The 16515-nt window shown below is 68.0% G+C and carries 15 protein-coding genes and 1 tRNA gene; 9 read left to right on the top strand and 7 right to left on the bottom strand.

Annotated elements, in window-relative coordinates; all coding sequences use genetic code 11:
• Positions 1-30: 30 nt before the first annotated feature.
• From BKK79_RS16760 to BKK79_RS16750, 3 genes are read left to right on the top strand one after another with little or no spacing between them, the layout of a single operon-like run.
• Positions 31-1278: a M48 family metallopeptidase gene (locus tag BKK79_RS16760; protein ID WP_071038097.1), complete on the top strand. Its 1248-nt coding sequence runs from the start codon at positions 31-33 to the stop codon at positions 1276-1278.
• Complete coding sequence (gene rsgA / locus BKK79_RS16755) at positions 1275-2240, top strand: ribosome small subunit-dependent GTPase A (RefSeq protein ID WP_071014541.1); 966 nt, start codon at positions 1275-1277, stop codon at positions 2238-2240. Before BKK79_RS16760 ends, rsgA begins: the two co-directional genes overlap by 4 nt.
• Before the next feature lie 41 nt (positions 2241-2281).
• Entirely contained in the window at positions 2282-2611 is a 330-nt protein-coding gene (locus BKK79_RS16750; RefSeq protein WP_071014544.1) for a putative signal transducing protein, read from the top strand.
• Between the two features lie 80 nt (positions 2612-2691).
• Here the strand turns inward: BKK79_RS16750 and BKK79_RS16745 are convergent, their stop codons facing one another.
• The gene (locus BKK79_RS16745; RefSeq protein ID WP_071014547.1) at positions 2692-3684 is read right to left on the bottom strand and encodes a CobD/CbiB family protein; all 993 of its coding nucleotides are present in this window, start codon (positions 3682-3684) and stop codon (positions 2692-2694) included.
• A 277-nt stretch (positions 3685-3961) separates the two neighbouring features.
• The gene (locus BKK79_RS16740) at positions 3962-4660 is read right to left on the bottom strand and encodes a pirin family protein (RefSeq protein ID WP_071038096.1); all 699 of its coding nucleotides are present in this window, start codon (positions 4658-4660) and stop codon (positions 3962-3964) included.
• A 151-nt stretch (positions 4661-4811) separates the two neighbouring features.
• On the opposite strand from BKK79_RS16740, the gene BKK79_RS16735 reads away from it, so the two are divergent.
• The 3 genes from BKK79_RS16735 to BKK79_RS16725 all read left to right on the top strand — a co-directional run bounded on the left by BKK79_RS16735 (position 4812) and on the right by BKK79_RS16725 (position 7476).
• Positions 4812-5744: a LysR family transcriptional regulator gene (locus BKK79_RS16735; protein WP_071014553.1), complete on the top strand. Its 933-nt coding sequence runs from the start codon at positions 4812-4814 to the stop codon at positions 5742-5744.
• Between the two features lie 2 nt (positions 5745-5746).
• Complete coding sequence (gluQRS, locus tag BKK79_RS16730) at positions 5747-6661, top strand: tRNA glutamyl-Q(34) synthetase GluQRS (RefSeq protein WP_071014555.1); 915 nt, start codon at positions 5747-5749, stop codon at positions 6659-6661.
• Between the two features lie 488 nt (positions 6662-7149).
• Positions 7150-7476 (top strand): type 1 fimbrial protein, encoded by a 327-nt coding sequence (locus BKK79_RS16725; RefSeq protein ID WP_071014557.1) that lies wholly within the window; start codon positions 7150-7152, stop codon positions 7474-7476.
• A gap of 149 nt (positions 7477-7625) precedes the next feature.
• On the opposite strand, the gene BKK79_RS16720 is transcribed toward BKK79_RS16725, so the two are convergent.
• Positions 7626-9134: a DEAD/DEAH box helicase gene (locus tag BKK79_RS16720; protein ID WP_071014559.1), complete on the bottom strand. Its 1509-nt coding sequence runs from the start codon at positions 9132-9134 to the stop codon at positions 7626-7628.
• Between the two features lie 352 nt (positions 9135-9486).
• Here BKK79_RS16720 and BKK79_RS16715 point away from each other — a divergent pair, with 352 nt between their 5' ends.
• The gene (locus BKK79_RS16715; RefSeq protein WP_071014562.1) at positions 9487-9672 is read left to right on the top strand and encodes a hypothetical protein; all 186 of its coding nucleotides are present in this window, start codon (positions 9487-9489) and stop codon (positions 9670-9672) included.
• Between the two features lie 103 nt (positions 9673-9775).
• Here BKK79_RS16715 and BKK79_RS16710 read toward each other — a convergent pair whose 3' ends face one another.
• Complete coding sequence (locus BKK79_RS16710) at positions 9776-10774, bottom strand: Bug family tripartite tricarboxylate transporter substrate binding protein (RefSeq protein WP_071014563.1); 999 nt, start codon at positions 10772-10774, stop codon at positions 9776-9778.
• A gap of 128 nt (positions 10775-10902) precedes the next feature.
• On the bottom strand, positions 10903-12528 hold the full coding sequence (locus BKK79_RS16705; protein WP_071038095.1) for an acyl CoA:acetate/3-ketoacid CoA transferase: 1626 nt from the start codon (positions 12526-12528) through the stop codon (positions 10903-10905).
• Between the two features lie 193 nt (positions 12529-12721).
• On the opposite strand from BKK79_RS16705, the gene BKK79_RS16700 reads away from it, so the two are divergent.
• Positions 12722-13507, top strand: coding sequence for an IclR family transcriptional regulator domain-containing protein (locus BKK79_RS16700; RefSeq protein WP_071014569.1), 786 nt, complete (start codon positions 12722-12724; stop codon positions 13505-13507).
• A gap of 181 nt (positions 13508-13688) precedes the next feature.
• On the opposite strand, the gene BKK79_RS16695 is transcribed toward BKK79_RS16700, so the two are convergent.
• Positions 13689-13767 (bottom strand) — tRNA-Ile (locus BKK79_RS16695).
• Between the two features lie 54 nt (positions 13768-13821).
• Positions 13822-16056 (bottom strand): RNA polymerase sigma factor RpoD, encoded by a 2235-nt coding sequence (rpoD, locus tag BKK79_RS16690; RefSeq protein ID WP_071014572.1) that lies wholly within the window; start codon positions 16054-16056, stop codon positions 13822-13824.
• A gap of 28 nt (positions 16057-16084) precedes the next feature.
• On the opposite strand from rpoD, the gene BKK79_RS39100 reads away from it, so the two are divergent.
• Positions 16085-16483, top strand: a complete 399-nt coding sequence (locus BKK79_RS39100; RefSeq protein WP_071070208.1) for a hypothetical protein — start codon at positions 16085-16087, stop codon at positions 16481-16483.
• Positions 16484-16515: the final 32 nt, after the last annotated feature.

Here is a 16515-nt window from a genome sequence, read left to right as displayed (position 1 = left end):
ACTCCGACCCCAGCGACCCAAGGCCGCCCGATGTTCACCCTACTCTTTCTCGCCGCTCTGACGGTCATGGTGCTGACCAAGCTCTGGCTGGCCGCACGGCAGGTCGCCCATGTCGGCCGCCACCGCGGCACCGTGCCGGCCCGCTTCGCCGACACCATCGCACTGTCGGCACACCAGAAGGCCGCCGACTACACCATCGCGCGCACGCGGCTGTCGATGCTGGAGGTACTGGCCGGCGCGGCCGTGCTGGTCGGCTTCACCATGCTCGGCGGGCTGCAAGCGCTCAACCAGTTCTGGCTGGCCACCTTCGGCCCCGGCTACGCCTATGGCGTGGCGCTGGTCGCCAGCGTGGCGCTGATCGGCGGCCTGGCCGAACTACCGTTCTCGCTGTACGGGCAGTTCGGCATCGAACAGCGCTTCGGCTTCAACAAGATGACCTGGGGCCTGTGGCTGGCCGACATGGTCAAGATGATGGCGGTCGCCTGCATGCTGGGGCTGCCGCTGCTGCTGGCCGTGCTGTGGCTGATGGATCGGGCGGGCCAGTACTGGTGGCTCTGGACCTGGCTGGTCTGGATGGGTTTCAACCTGCTGCTGCTGGTGGTCTTCCCCACCTTCATCGCGCCGCTCTTCAACAAGTTCGAGCCGCTCTCGGACGATGCCCTCAAGACGCGCATCGAAGTGCTGCTGCGCAAATGCGGCTTCGCCAGCAAGGGCCTGTTCGTCATGGACGGCAGCCGCCGCAGCGCGCACGGCAATGCCTACTTCACCGGCTTCGGCGCCGCCAAGCGCATCGTCTTCTTCGATACGCTGCTGGCCCGCCTGTCCGGCGACGAGATCGAAGCCGTGCTGGCGCACGAACTGGGCCATTTCAAGCGCCACCACGTCGCCAAGCGCATCGTCGTCACCTTCGCCCTCAGCCTGGTCTTCCTGGCCTTGCTGGGCTGGCTGTCGACGCGCACGTGGTTCTATACCGGACTGGGCGTGCTGCCCAACCTGGGTGCCTCCAACCATGCACTGGCACTGGTGCTGTTCTTCCTGACGCTGCCGGTGTTCACCTTCCTGCTGGGACCGCTGTCGAGCATCAGCTCGCGCCGCCACGAATTCGAGGCGGACGCCTTCGCCGCCGGCCAGACCGACGCCGGCCACCTGGTCTCGGCCCTGGTCAAGCTGTACAAGGACAATGCCTCGACGCTGACACCCGACCCGCTCTACAGCGCCTTCTACTATTCGCACCCACCGGCAGCGCAGCGCATCGACCGCCTGCTGGCACACGCATGAGCCGCGGCGCACGGCAGCCGCGCGCGGCGCGGGAAACGGCACAGGCCGGCCAGCAGGCCCTGGTGGTGGCGGCGCACGGCCGCCACTACGTGGTCGAGATGGAAGACGGCAGCCTGCTGCACGCCTTCCCGCGCGGCAAGCGCAGCGACTGCGCGGTCGGTGACCGCGTGCGGGTGGAGAGCGCGGCGGCCGACCAGGTCGTGATCGCGGGTACGCAGCCGCGCAAGAACCTGCTGCACCGCTCCGACCAGTTCAAGTCCAAGCTGCTGGCCGCCAACATCGACCAGGTAGTGATCGTGCTGGCGACCGAGCCGAGCTTCTCCGAGGATCTGCTCGGGCGGGCGCTGGTATCGGCCGAGGCGCTGGAGATCCGCCCCCTGATCGTACTCAACAAGGTGGACCTGACCGACCGGCTCGAAGCCGCGCGCGCGCGGCTGGCCCCTTACCGCGAGCTGGGCTACACCGTGCTGGAGCTATCGGTGCACGGCGACCCGGACGGTACGCAGGCGCTGCTGCGCCCGCGCCTGGCGGGGCTGTCCACCATCCTGATCGGGCAGTCCGGCATGGGCAAGTCGTCCCTGCTCAACCTGCTGATCCCCGGCGTCGAGGCGCAGACGCGCGAGATCTCGGCCAAGCTCGATTCCGGCAAGCACACCACCACCTTCACCCGCCTCTATCCGCTGCCGGCGGACTGGGGCACAACCGAGGACCGGCGCGGCTGCCTGATCGATTCGCCGGGCTTCCAGGAGTTCGGGCTCTACCACCTCAGCGAGGGCATGCTCGAGCGCGCCTTCCCGGAATTCCGCCCGCGCCTGACGGGCTGCCGCTTCTACAACTGCCACCACATCAACGAGCCGGGCTGCGGCGTGCTGGAGGCGGTCCAGTCCGGCGACATCTCGCCGCGTCGCCATCAGCTGTACGCCCAGTTGCTGCACGAGTCCAGCCAGCAGAAGCCGTGGTAAGGTAGTCGCGTGGCGGCGTTGCGCCGCCGAGGGTGGCCACGATGAAACTGCTGCTGTCGACCGCTTCCCTGATCCATGCGGCGCACTGCCGCAACCTGCTGGATGCCGCCGGCATCCGTGCGGAACTGCGCAATGTCTGGCTGGCCGGCGCAACCGGCGACATTCCCTTCCAGGAAAGCGCCCCCCAGGTCTGGCTGCTCGATGCGGACCGCGAGGCCGAGGCCCTGGCCGTGCTGGAAGCCGCGGCCCGGCCGGTACCCGGCCCGCCCTGGCGCTGCGGCCGCTGCGGCGAATGGCACGAGGCCCAGTTCGGCGCCTGCTGGCATTGCGGCGCCAGCCGCGAGCCCGCCGGCACCACCGGCGCCGGCTGACGGCACCTCCGCCCGCGCGCAAACAGAAGGGCCGGCGCAAAGGCCGGCCCCATGCCATCGCGAGCGGCGCAGCGGCGTGCTCAGCCGACCCACAGCGCCAGCGACAGCATCGCCAGCAGCAGCATCCACAGCACCACCGCGCGCCACACCAGGCCCACCGCCGACTGCAGCGTACGTACCACGGGCTCGGTACCGAATTCCGGCGGGGCCGGCTCGGGGCCGCCGTCGTCGTCCGGCTCCGGCGCATAGTCCAGCGCCGGCCCTGCCGGGATGGCGCGCAGTACCACGGCGGAATCGTCCTCGGCCAGCGGCGTGCCCAGGCGCACACCGAGCGCGCCGCCGCCGCTGGCGAGCAGGATGCCGTTCACGCTGTCGTTGAACTTGCGCGCATGATTGCGCCAGGCGTAGACCGCGTCCTCGAAATTGCCGACGATGGCAAACCCGATCGAGGTCAGGCGCGAGGGCAGCCAGTCCAGCACATAGAAGGCTCGCGCGGCGAAGCGGCCCAACGCCGGGCTGCGCTCGGTCGACGGCTCGTTCCAGTGGCGGCCCAGGTACTCGGCGGTGCGGTAGAGCACCACGCCGCCCGGGCCGATCGGCACCAGGAACCAGAAGAAGACACCGAAGACATGGCGGTGGGCGGCGACGATGGCCGCCTCCAGCGTGTGGCGCACGATCTCGGTGACCGGCATCTCCATCGTGTCGAGCCCCGTCCACTCATGCAGCAGCGCGCGGGCTGCCGGCAGGTCGTCACGGTTGAGCGCCTCGTGGATATCGGTGAAATAGTGGCTGAACTGGCGGAAGCCCAGTGTCAGGTACAGCAGCAGCACGTTCCAGGCGAGCGTCAGCGCCACGCTGATCGAGGCCAGCAGGTAGTGCACCACCATCACCGCCAGCGTGAGCGGCACCACCACGGTGAGCCACGCCAGCCGCGCATCCCTGGTCCGTCCGGTGTCGAAGGCATGCTCGGCACGCCCGGACAGGACGCGCACGATGTCATAGATCGGATTGTTGCGGCCCAGGGCACGGAACTGCTCGGCGATCAGCGCGAGAAGGACGGAAACGAAGGTCATTGCAGGTCAGGATGGCGACGGCAGCCTGGCGGCGCCGGCAAGTGCCGGCATGGCCGCATGCCGTTAGCGAGAAGATAGCACATGCCCCCCGCCCCCGAACGGGCAAAACGCGCGCGGAATGCCGGAGGAACGCGACCGAGCATGGCATCGGCAGGCGCCGACCGGCCGCCGCAGGCAAAAAACAAGCCCGCCGGCACGACCGGCGGGCTGTTTCGCGACGTCTCCACGGCGCGCGCGGCCGCACATGCTGCATGCGCCGCGCGCCGCCTGGCCTCGCTCAGGGCAGGTCGAAGACCAGCACCTCGGCGCCGCTGCCCTGCGACAGTTCCACCAGCGCCTCGCCCTCGAGGCGGGCCGCGTCGCCGGCCTCGAGCGCACGGCCATTGACGCTCACCCGCCCGCGCGCGACGTGTACGTAGGCGCGGCGTCCAGGCGCGATGTCCAGGCTGGCGCGCTCTTCGCCATCGAACAAGCCGGCGTAGAGCCGCATGTCCTGGTGGACCAGGACCGAACCGTCGGCGCCGTCCGGGCTGGCCACCAGGCGCAGGCGACCCTGCTTGTCGGCAGCCTCGAAGTGCTGCTCCTGGTAGCTCGCCTCGATGCCCGTCCGATCCGGCAGGATCCAGATCTGCAGGAAATGCGTGACCTGCTGCGTGGCATGGTTGTACTCCGAATGGCGCACGCCGGTGCCCGCGCTCATGCGCTGCACGTCGCCCGGGCGGATCACGCTGCCGTTGCCCATGCTGTCGCGATGCGCAAGTTCGCCTTCGAGCACGTAGCTGATGATCTCCATGTCGCGGTGGCCGTGCGTGCCGAAACCCTTGCCCGGCGCGACCCGGTCTTCATTGATGACCCGCAGCGGCCCGAACTGCATGTGCTGCGGATCGTAGTAGTCGGCGAAGGAGAAGGTGTGATACGACTTGAGCCAGCCGTGGTCGGCATAACCGCGTTCGCCCGACTTTCTGATTTCAATCATTTTGACGACTCCGTTCGTAGGTTCCTTGCAGGGCCGCCGGGGCTCCCGGCGCCACAGCAAGCGAGATCTGCTGTTGACGCTAGGCAGTTTAGGGCAGCTGGAGTATAGTCGTCGGCACCACATTAGTAGCAATCATTCAGAATTTCTGAACATGCCTCTTTCCCTCGAATCCCTTGAGGTGCTCGATGCCATCGAGCGCAAGGGCAGCTTCGCCGCCGCCGCGCACGAGATGGGCAAAGTGCCCTCCGCCCTCACCTATGTCGTGCGCAAGCTGGAGGAGGACCTCGATGTCCTGCTGTTCGACCGCCGCCGCCACCGCGCCGAGCTGACGCCGGCCGGGCGCGCCCTGCTGGACGAGGGCCGCCACCTGCTGCACGCGGCAGACGACCTGGAACGGCGCGTCAAGCGCCTCGCCACCGGCTGGGAAGCCACGCTGACGATCGCGGTAGACGACCTGATCAACTTCCGCGCCCTGCTGCCGGTGATCCAGGACTTCTATGCCGAGAACTCCGCCACCCGGCTGCGCTTCTCCAAGGAGGTACTGGGCGGTTCCTGGGATGCGCTGGTCAGCAACCGCGCCGACCTGATCATCGGCGGCGCCTACGATGCGCCCAGCGCCCAGGGCTTCCAGGTGCGGCCGCTGGGCAACCTGCCCTTCGTCTTCGCCGTGGCCGCCCACCATCCCCTGGCGGCCGAACCGGGTCCGCTGACCACCACCCAGATCGCCATGCACCGCAGCGTGGCGGTGGGCGACACCTCGCGCAACCTGCCGACCCGCACCTATGGCGTGCTGGCCGGCCAGGACGTGCTGGTGGTGCCCAGCATGCGCGACAAGCTGGAAGCGCAGATCCGCGGACTCGGCTGCGGCTGGCTGCCGGCACCGATGGCCCAGCCCTTCATCGAAAGCGGGGTGCTGCAGGTCAAGGAAACGGTGGAAGTGCGCGGCACCGGCAACTTCAAGGTCGCCTGGCGCACCAGCACGCGCGGCAAGGCGCTGCAGTGGTGGGCGCGCAAGCTCGACGACCCTCGCCTGGCGCAGGCGCTGCTGCAGTTCCTGCCTGGTCAGCCTGTGACGGAAGACTGACGATGCCTGCCCCCGCCGACGGCGCGGCTCCCTATCGCGGCCGCTTCGCCCCATCGCCCACCGGCCCGCTGCACATGGGCTCGCTGGTCACCGCGCTGGCCAGCTGGCTGGACGCACGCGCGCATGGCGGCACCTGGCTGGTCCGCATCGAGGACATCGATTACCCACGCTGCGTGCGCGACGCCGATACCGGCATCCTGCGCACCCTTGCCGCCCTGGGACTGCACCCGGACGAGCCGCCGCTGTGGCAGAGCCGGCGCGAGCACTGCTACGCGAGCGCGCTGCAGCGGCTGGAAGCGGCCGGCCAGGTCTATCCCTGCGGCTGCTCGCGCAAGGAGATCGCCGACTCGCTGGTGCATGTGCGCGAACGCCACCAGACATTGGCCTACCCCGGCACCTGCCGGCACGGACTGAATGGCAAGCTGCCGCGCGCCTGGCGCGTGCGGGTGCCCGACGGCGACGCCGCCACCATCTGCTTCGACGATCGCTGGCAGGGGCGGCAGTGCCAGAACCTCGCCACCGAACTGGGCGACTTCGTGCTGCGCCGCGCCGACGGGCTATGGGCCTACCAGCTCGCGGTGGTGGTCGATGACGCACTGCAAGGCATCACCCATATCGTGCGCGGCGCCGACCTGCTCGACTCCACACCGCGGCAGATCCATCTGCAGCGCCTGCTCGGCCTGCCGGAGCCTGCCTACCTGCACGTGCCGGTGGTGGTCAATGCCGTCGGCGAGAAGCTGAGCAAGCAGAGCGGGGCACAATCCGTTGACGACCTCGCTCCGCTGGAGGCGCTGCGCGCCGCCGGCGCCCACCTCGGCCTGCGCCATGACGCCACGGACGTCCCGGACTGGCTCGCACGCGCCACCGAGAGCTGGGCCGGGCTGCTGGCTCGGCTGCCCCGGCCGGGCGCAGCCTAGGCGACGGGACGACGGACTGCGCCGGAAGCCACCGGACTCCGGACACCGGGCGAGAACCGCATCACCGATCAGCGCCACCCGGTGCGGCATTGGTGCGCGTCAAGCGACGCCGGCCCCCGCCCACCTTGGATTGGATATCACGTCCGATCCCAGCCTTCGGCTACCTCGGCAATCAGCACATTCCCGAGAAATCGGAAACACGCCTAGATATTCCCCAGAAATATTCCTAATTTATTTGCAGCGATCCCAGGTGACGGCTGATCGCTCATTAGTCCATTCCAATGAATTAGGAAATTTCCCAAGAATGGCACACCCACACTAGGTTTCCAGCAAATGTGCGCAGGATTCCTTGGGATTTTTCCAAGAAAATTCCCGCGCTAAGTTTCGCATTCAATCTGCCGTTTACTGGATTGTTCTGATCAAGATCGAAAAATCGGAAATCAGGACCGGTCCCACAGCAATTCGCGCAACGTTCACTGGAGATGCCCATGCCTTCCCGCCCGATGCCCGCCCGGCTTGTCCTCACCGTCGCCATGCTGGGAGCCGCCTCGCTGTGCGCTGCGCAAAGTGGCGTGATCCGCTTCTCCGGCATGATCGTGGAGCCGCCCTGCTCCTTCCGTTTCAGTAACGATGCCGGAGCCCGGCTGCGTCCCGAGTGCCCGCGTCCGGTCGCCGCGGACCTGTCCCTGGTCGATACCAGCGGGCGCGCGCTGCAGCCGACGGTACGGCTGGCGCAGGCTCCTGGCGCCATCGAACTCCCCGCGCGGCAGGCCGGCCAGGGCGCGCGATGGATCGCGATCGTGACGTATCAGTAGGAAGGGAAAACGAGGCGCGCGAAAGATTCCGCGAAAGATTTCACGGAAGATTTCGCGGAAGACTTCGCGGGAAAGCGCGCGGCCGGCATCGGGCAGGCGCCGTCAATTCCGGTGCCGGCAGCCATCGACGGCGGCACCGATGCGCGCGCTCAGGACTTGCGCGGAACGCCGCCGAGCAGTGCGGCCAGCGGGCGCTTCGGCGCGGTGCGGCCGCGCCCGAGCGCGGCGATGGCGGCCTCCTCCGGCTTCGGCGTGGCGGCGGCACTGCCGGCGCTGGGCTCGTAGGGGCGCGAGAAGAAGGGGTCGTCCGACGGACGGAAGACGGGGCGCTGCCCCGAGCCATTGCCATCCTTGCGGCGCGGGCGCTCCTCGGACTCGCCGCGGGCGCGACGGACTTCCGAGCGGGCACGACGCCGTTCGGCATCTTCGCCGCGCGCACGCTCGCCCGTGGGATCGAAGCCATCCAGCGTGGCACGCGGGATGCTGCGCTTGATCAGCTTCTCGATATCGACGAGCAGGCGCTCGTCGCCAGGCTGGAATACCGACAGCGCGTCGCCGCTGGCACCGGCACGGCCCGTGCGGCCGATCCGGTGCACGTAATCCTCGGCGCTGAACGGCAGGTCGAAGTTGATCACGCAGGGCATGTCGGGAATATCCAGCCCGCGCGCAGCCACATCGGTGGCGACCAGCGCGTCGATGGTGCCGTTCTTGAAGCCTTCGAGCGTCTGCATGCGCTCGGTCTGGGTCTTGTCACCGTGGATGGCGGCGGCGTTGATGCCCTCGCGCTCCAGGTGGCGCGCCAGGCGCGAGCAGCCGATCTTGCTGTTGACGAAGACGATGCACTGGCGCGACAGGCCCTGGGCCGCGCGCTGCTTGAGCAGGTGCACGACGGCGGCCTGCTTCTGGCCATCCTCGACCTGGTAGACGGTCTGCCGCACGTTCTCGTTGGCCGAGTTGCTGCGCGCCACCTCGATGGTGACCGGCTGGGTCAGGTAGCTCGAGGCAAGGCGCTTGATCTCGGGCGAGAAGGTGGCGGAGAACAGCAGCGTCTGGCGCTGGGCCGGCAGCAGGTTGATGATGCGCTGCAGGTCGGGCAGGAAACCCATGTCCAGCATGCGGTCGGCTTCGTCCAGCACCAGCATCTGCACCTGCGACAGGTTGACCGATTTCTGCTGCACGTGGTCGAGCAGGCGACCCGGCGTCGCCACCAGGATTTCCACGCCACGGCGCAGCGCATCGGTCTGCGGATTCATGTCGACGCCGCCGAACACCACCGTGCTGCGCAGGTCGGTGTGCTTGGCGTAGCGCGCGACGTTGTCGTAGACCTGGTCGGCCAGCTCGCGCGTTGGTGTCAGCATCAGCGCGCGCACCGGATGGCGCGCCGGCGAGGCGCTGCCATTGGCCAGCGGCAGCAGGCGCTGGATGATGGGCAGCGCGAAACCGGCGGTCTTGCCGGTACCGGTCTGGGCCGCGCCCATCACGTCCTTGCCCAGCAGCACCACCGGAATCGCCTGCGCCTGGATCGGCGTGGGCTTGGTGTAGCCCTGCTCGGTCAGCGCACGCAGGATGCGCGCATCCAAGCCGAAGCTGTCGAAGGTAATGGCGTTGGCGTTCTGGTCTGCGTTGGCTGCAGTGTCTGCTTGGCTGGTCGTGGTCATGATTTCGGTGTCTGGCGGCAGGAGCGGACCCGGCGCCAGCGGACACGCGTCTCGAAGCGGGCTGGCTGATCGGCACCGCGGCAACGCCGCAGGCCCGCCGGGGCGTGCCGGCAAAATCAATAGCCCATGAGAATCAAAGACTTAGATTTTAGCATCAGAGCCGCATCGATGAACAGCACGACGCGGCAACAGGCGTTCGTGACAGCAGCGAAAATGTCACGCACATGTCACGTTTGACCACCATCATCGCCGCTGCGGCGCTGCAAGCCGGACCTCGGGCACCGAAGCGGCCCGGCAGCGCCCATCCGACTCGAACCGAATCCACGCCACGCTACCGATACCGAAGTACCTGATGGAACTCTCTCGCATCGCCCTGCACCGCTTTCTGCTCATTTCGGGCGTCTTCCTCGGCCTCGGCTGCGCCCCGGAGGCAGCAATGTCCGCGCCGGCGCACGCCGGCGACGGCCAGGCACTGGCCGGCCACCGGCCTGGCCATCAGCCGGCGCCGGAATCGGCACCGGTCGCCGGCAAGGCCTGAGGCCTCTGCCACCGCCCCCGGCGGCAGGCGCGGCGAAGCGTGCCGCAGCCGCCTCATTCACGCAAACAATCCTTCCGACCGGCACCATTCGGTCCGAGCGGGCTCAGTCGCCGCGGATCCCGTTGTCCTGGATCACCTTGCCCCATTTGCGGTCGTCGGCGCGCATGCGCGCCGACATCTGCTCCGGCACCTGGTAGGACGCGACCGTGCCGGCCTTCAGCATCTTGTCCTGCACCGTCGGGTCGGCCAGGGTCGCCTTCAACTCGGCCGACAGGCGGCCGACGATCTCCTTGGAGGTGCCGGCCGGTGCCAGCAGGCCGCCCCAGGCCGTCGCATCGAAGCCGGGAAAGCCCTGCTCTGCCACCGTCTTCACGTCAGGCGTGAAACTCACGCGGCGGGCCGAACCCACTGCGATCGGGCGCAGCTTGCCGGCCTTGATATGCGGCAGCGCGGCAATCATGTCGGAGAACATCATCGGCACCTGCCCGGCCAGCAGGTCCGAGATGGCCGGCGCGCTGCCCTTGTATGGCACGTGCTGCACGTCGAAGTGGCCCAGGCTCTTCAGCAGTTCGGTCGACAGGTGGCCAAAGCTGCCATTGCCGGCGCTGGTGTAGTTCATCGCGCCGGGCTTGGCCTTCGCGCGCGCCATGTAGTCCTGCAGGCTGTGCACGTCGGGCAGCGCCTGGGGATTCACCACCATGACGATGGGCAGGTCATAGGCAGCCCCGACCGGCGTGAAATCCTTGAACAGGTCATAGCCCTTGCGCGGAATCAGGTGCGGCGCCAGCAGGGTGGGCGTGGCCAGCATCAGCAGCGTGTAGCCGTCCGGTGCGCTCTTGGCCACGGCCTCGGCGCCGATGGTGCCGGAGGCACCAGGACGGTTGTCCACCACCACCGGCTGCCCCATCGTTTCGCTGAGCTTCTGCCCGATGATGCGCGCGGCGGTATCGGTCGGCCCGCCCGGCGGGAACGGCACCACCAGGCGGATGGGCTTGGCGGGATAGGACTGGGCCAGCACCGGGGCGGCGCCCAGCGGCAGCATCGCCCCCAGGGCGGCAGCGCCGAGACGGCGCACGAATTGACGTCGGTTGGTCTTCTGCATGATGTCTGGCGGAACTGCGTCTTCAGGGATCGTCAAGAAAAGGTTGGACAGCGGAACAACGGGACAGCGAGACGGCGGGACAGCACGGCGGGCGGGAACAGCGCCGGCCGGCCGCCGCCTCAGGATGGTCAGAGCGACAGCGGGCCGGGCTGGAACAGCCGGGCATCCATCAGGCGCAGGTCCGGCGCGAGCGCGACCTCGGCATCGCACAGCGCGAGCACGTCGCGGCGGGGATCCAGGCCGGGGGCGATCTCCACCAGCGTCAGGCGCTGGGTGCCACGCTCGTCCGCGCGCATCTCGAACACCGCGCGCTCGGTCAGGTAGCGTACCGGCACGCCGTTGCCGGCCACATAAGGGCCGTTGAAGCTCAGGTGCGACACGGCGGGCACGATCTTGCGGATGCGCCCTTCGCGCACGATGCGCAGTGCGCCATCCTCGACCGCCACCTCCAGCCCGCCCGCGGTCAGCGTGCCCATGAAGACCACGGCACGCGCGCTTTGCGTGATGTTGATGAAACCGCCAACACCCGCGATCAGGGCCTGCTCGCCACTGCCGAAGCGGCTCACGTTGACGTTGCCGTCGCCATCCAGCTCGGCCAGCCCGAGGATCGCGAGGTCGATGCCGCCACCCTCGTAGAAATCGAACTGCGCCGGCTGGTCGACCACCGCCTCCGGATAGGCCGAGGCGCCGAAGCTGAGGCCGTCGGCCGGCGTGCCGCCGATCGGCCCGGCCTCCACCGTAAGCGTGAACCCTGCCACGCCGGCCTGCTCGGCCAGCATGCCCACCGCGGCGGGCATGCCGACGCCGAGGTTGACCACGCGCGGGCGGCGCTCGGCCAGCTCCAGCACCGCGCGGCGCTGCACGATGGTGCGGGCATCCAGCACCGTCGCCGGCGCTTCGGCCGCGGCAGGCGCGGCGGAACCGTCCGCGCCGCGCCAGGACGTGACATAGGCCGGGTTGAAGGTCTCGGCGAAGGTCATCTGGTGATGGGCCGGATCTTCGCTGACCACCACGTAGTCGACCAGGATGCCCGGCACGTGGATGGCCTGCAGGTTGTCGTGGCGCTCGACCAGCGACTCTACCTGGGCAATGACGATGCCGCCCGAGTTGTGGGCCGCCTGGGCGATCGCAAGCAACTCGTGATGGAAGGCTTCGCGATGCGTGCTCAGGTTGCCGCGCGGGTCGGCGCTGGTGCAGCGGATCAGCGCGCAGTGGATCGGGAAGCTCGGGTAGAACAGGTATTCCTCGCCGCGCAGGGCGATGGCGTCCACCCAGGCGCGTCCGGACGCCGCGGCCTCGCTGGCGCGCGCATTGAGGGCGCCGCCGTGGTAGCGCGCATCCTGCGCGCTACGCGGGTCGACGAAGGTGTGCAGGCCGATCTTGCTGATCACGCCCGGCTTGCCACCGGCGATGGCGCGGTACAGATGAGTGATCACGCCCTGCGGCAGGTTGAAGGCCTCGCACTCCCCTGCCAGCGCCAGCGCCGCCAGGCGCGTCGCCGAGCGCCAGTGCCCGCCGACGATGCGGGTGGTCATGCCGGCATTGCCGAAGTGGTTGACGCCGCGTGCACCGCGGTCGCCCTGCCCGGCCGAGTAGACCAGGGTCAGGTCGCGCGGCAGTCCGCTCTGCAGGAAGCGCCGTTCGAGCGCTTCGGTCACCGTCTCCGCATGCCCCGCGCCGACAAAACCGGCACTGGCCACGGTCCAGCCGGATTGCACCAGCGCAGCCGCTTGCTGCGCGCTCACCACCTGCATCGCTTGTCTCCGTTTTGTCCTGCTCTTCGCCGCAGCCGCTTGATCTGCCCCGGCTGGTGCCGGGCCGATGGCCCGGACATATTATTCTGCGAACATTTGTTCGCTAAACACTATGATACGGACAGGATCGCCGGTCGCGCAAGCCCTGCCCGGCGCACTAGAATCCAGCGTTTCACGACCCCACCCGCCCGCAATGCCGGAAACCGACGCTGCCAGAAAGGACAAGGAAGAACTGCTCGACTCGCTCAGCAAGGGGCTGGCGCTGCTGCGCCTGTTCGCAACGGGAGTCGGGCGCCTGACCATGCAGGACGTGGCGGAACGCCTGGAGGTCACGCGCGCCGCAGCGCGCCGCCTGCTGCTGACGCTGCAGCACAACGGCTACCTGGAGCAGGACGGGCGCTTCTTCGCCCTGACGCCGCGCGTCATGGAGCTCGGCTATGCCTACTTCGCCTCGATGACGCTGCCGCAACTGGCCCGCCCCTACCTGCAGGCCCTGTGCGCCGACGCCGGCGAAAGCTGCTCGCTGGGTGTCCTGGATGGCGATGCGGTGGTGCTGGTCGCACGCGAGGAACCCCATCAACTGCTGCGCGTGGACATGGCGATCGGCCGCCGCATGCCGGCCTATGCCCATTCGCTCGGGCGCGTGCTGCTGGCCGGCCTGGACCCGCTGGCACGCGAGCACTATCTCGCCGCGACCACCTTGCGCAAGCTGACACCGTTCACGGTCCATTCCCGGCAGGCGCTGACGCGCCTGCTGGCCGAGGTGGAACACCAGGGCTTCTGCGTGCTGGTCAGCGAACTGGTGGACGGCTACGCGGGCATCTCGGTGCCGCTGCGCGACCAGACCGGCAAAGTGGTGGCGGCGCTCGGCCTCAGCATGGTACTGGGCAGCCGCGCGCCGGCCGTGCTGGAAGCGGAGTTCCTGCCGCCGCTGCAGCGCGCCGCCGCGCAGATCGAAGCGATCCTGCGCAGCCGTTGAGCCGGCGGACGGGCGCAGTCGTCTGGCGGGCGAAGAAGCGAGCGGGGCCGGAGACGGCCGAGGCGGCTGCAGCACCGGCCAGGGCAAGCGGCTGAGCCGGGCATCGCACCGGTCCGCTCCGCCCGCATCGCAAGCCGCAAAGAGAAAGGGGCCCGCAGCATCGCTGCGGGCCCCTCGGCAATGGTGGGCCTCCCGTGAGTCGAACACGGCACCAACGGATTATGAGTCCGCTGCTCTAACCAAGCATGAGCTAGAGGCCCGGAAAACGCGACGGACCCGGCCGGGGCCGGGTCCGTCCCTGCATTATCTCAGGATCAGTTGCCTTCCAGGAAGCTCTTCAGCTTGTCGGAGCGGCTCGGATGGCGCAGCTTGCGCAGCGCCTTGGCCTCGATCTGGCGGATCCGTTCGCGCGTCACGTCGAACTGCTTGCCGACCTCTTCCAGCGTATGGTCGGTGCTCATCTCGATGCCGAAGCGCATGCGCAGCACCTTGGCTTCGCGCGGCGTCAGCGAATCCAGCACGTCCTTGACCACGTCGCGCATCGAACCGTGCAGCGCGGCTTCGGCCGGGGCCAGCGTGTTGGTGTCCTCGATGAAGTCGCCCAGATGGGAGTCGTCGTCGTCACCGATCGGCGTTTCCATGGAGATCGGCTCCTTGGCGATCTTCATGATCTTGCGGATCTTGTCCTCGGGCATCTCCATCTTCTCGGCCAGCGTCGCCGGATCCGGCTCGTTGCCGGTCTCCTGCAGGATCTGGCGCGAGATGCGGTTCATCTTGTTGATGGTCTCGATCATGTGCACCGGGATGCGGATGGTGCGCGCCTGGTCGGCGATCGAGCGCGTGATGGCCTGGCGGATCCACCACGTGGCGTAGGTCGAGAACTTGTAGCCGCGGCGATATTCGAACTTGTCCACCGCCTTCATCAGGCCGATATTGCCTTCCTGGATCAGGTCGAGGAACTGCAGGCCGCGGTTGGTGTACTTCTTGGCGATGGAGATCACCAGGCGCAGGTTGGCCTCGGTCATCTCGCGCTTGGCTTCGCGCGCGCGCTTCTCGCCTTCGGACATCTTGCGGTTGACGTCCTTCAGTTCCTTCAGCGGCAGGACCACGCGGGCCTGCAGGTCGATCAGCTTCTGCTGCAGTTCGTGCACGGCCGGCACATTGCGCTCGACGATGCCGCTGTAGGCCTTGCCGTCGGCGATCACGCCGCCGATCCACTCGAGGTTGGTCTCGTTGCCCGGGAAGCGGGCGACGAAATCCGCGCGCGGCATGCCGCACTTGTCGACCACGATGTTCAGGATCGCGCGCTCGAGCTTGCGCACTTCGTCCACCTGGCCGCGCAGCGTGTCGCACAGGCGCTCGACGTTGCGCGCGGTGAAGCGGATGCCCATCAGCTCGGCCTGGATGGCCTCCTGCGCCTTCACATAGGGCTTGGACTTGTAGCCCTCCTTTTCGAAGGCGCGGCGCATCTTGTCGAACTGCTCGGCGATGACGCGGAACTTCTCCATCGCGGCCAGCTTGAGCTCTTCCAGCTGGCGCGCCGACGCACCGGCGCCGCCGGCGTCGTCGTCTTCGTCCTCTTCCTCGTCCTCTTCGGCCTCTTCCTCTTCGAGCTCCTCTTCGTCGGCGGCAGTACCGCCCTGGGCGGCAGCCTCGGCGACGGCATCGGCGTTCGGATCGATCAGGCCGTCGACGAACTCGTCGATCTTGATCTCGTCGTTGGCGACGCGCTCGGCCTGGGCCAGGATCTCGGAGATCGTGACCGGGCAGGCGGAGATGGCCATCACCATGTCTTTCAGGCCGGCCTCGATGCGTTTGGCGATCTCGATCTCGCCCTCGCGCGTCAGCAGCTCGACCGTGCCCATCTCGCGCATGTACATGCGCACGGGGTCGGTGGTGCGGCCGAACTCGGAATCGACGGTGGACAGCGCGGCCTCGGCTTCTTCCTCGGCCTCTTCCTCGCTGGTGGCCGACGGCGCGTTGTCGTTGAGCAGCAGCGTCTCGGCGTCCGGAGCCTGTTCGTAGACGGCGATGCCGATGTCATTCAGCGTGGCGACCAGCGTGTCGATCGTTTCCGAATCGACCATGTCGTCCGGCAGGTGATCGTTGATCTCCGCATAGGTCAGGTAGCCGCGCGACTTGCCCAGCTTGATCAGAGCCTTGAGCTTCTGGCGGCGCGCCTCGAGCTCTTCCTCCGTGCCTTGCTGGGTCGAGGCGAATTCCTTCAGCAGCGCCTTTTCCTTGGCCTTGCGGTCCTTGGCCTTCTGCTTTTCGGTCTTCGGCGCCGCGGCAGGAGCCGCTGCGCGCATCTCGTCTTCGTAAAACTCTTCGCTCACGTCGTCTGTGGTGCTGTCGTCGTGCTGCATCTCGGCCTTGGGCTTGCGGCCGCGCTTCTTGGGTTCCGCAGCGGCGGGGCGCTCGGATGCAGCGGGGGCGGTGGAAGCGGCACCCACCTTGGCCTGCGTGGCCTTGGTTGCGGCGGCCGCCGTACGCTTGGTCTCGACTTCGGGATTCTGCTGTTTCGCCACGGTGATACTCTTGCCTCTCACAGGTACAGGCGCGGCATGGCTGCCGCCCGTGTTTGCGCTTGCATGGACGCCGCTCTCGGCGTTTTCACCGCTCTCGCGTGCCGAAGTCGAGGGCTGTGTCTTCTTCTTGGATGCGCGGGCTCCGGCTGCAGTGGTCGCGACCGATGCCGCGGCCGTCCCGGCCGCCTCGGCATCGCGCGCTGACTTCGCTGGCAAAGGCCTGGCTTGCGTCCCGACCGGCGCGGTTGATCGTACCGCCGTCGTCTTCGTGGACGCCTTGCCGCTCCCGGATTGGGGAGCCTTGGTGGAAACCTTTTCGGTTGCTTTGGCCTTTGCCATTGGCACGCTCACTTTCACCAGAACTGGGAAGAAAGATCTCGCAATCCAAACCGGCTATTGTAGCACGTCGCTACTTGCCGGCCTCCTGTCAGGTGAGGCATTCACCTGAAAAATCAAGGCTTAAGAGCAATTGCACGGCCC

The sequence above is a fragment of the Cupriavidus sp. USMAA2-4 genome (assembly GCF_001854305.1).
Classification (GTDB): Bacteria; Pseudomonadota; Gammaproteobacteria; order Burkholderiales; family Burkholderiaceae; genus Cupriavidus; species Cupriavidus malaysiensis.
This window is presented reverse-complemented; position numbering and strand designations above follow the sequence as displayed.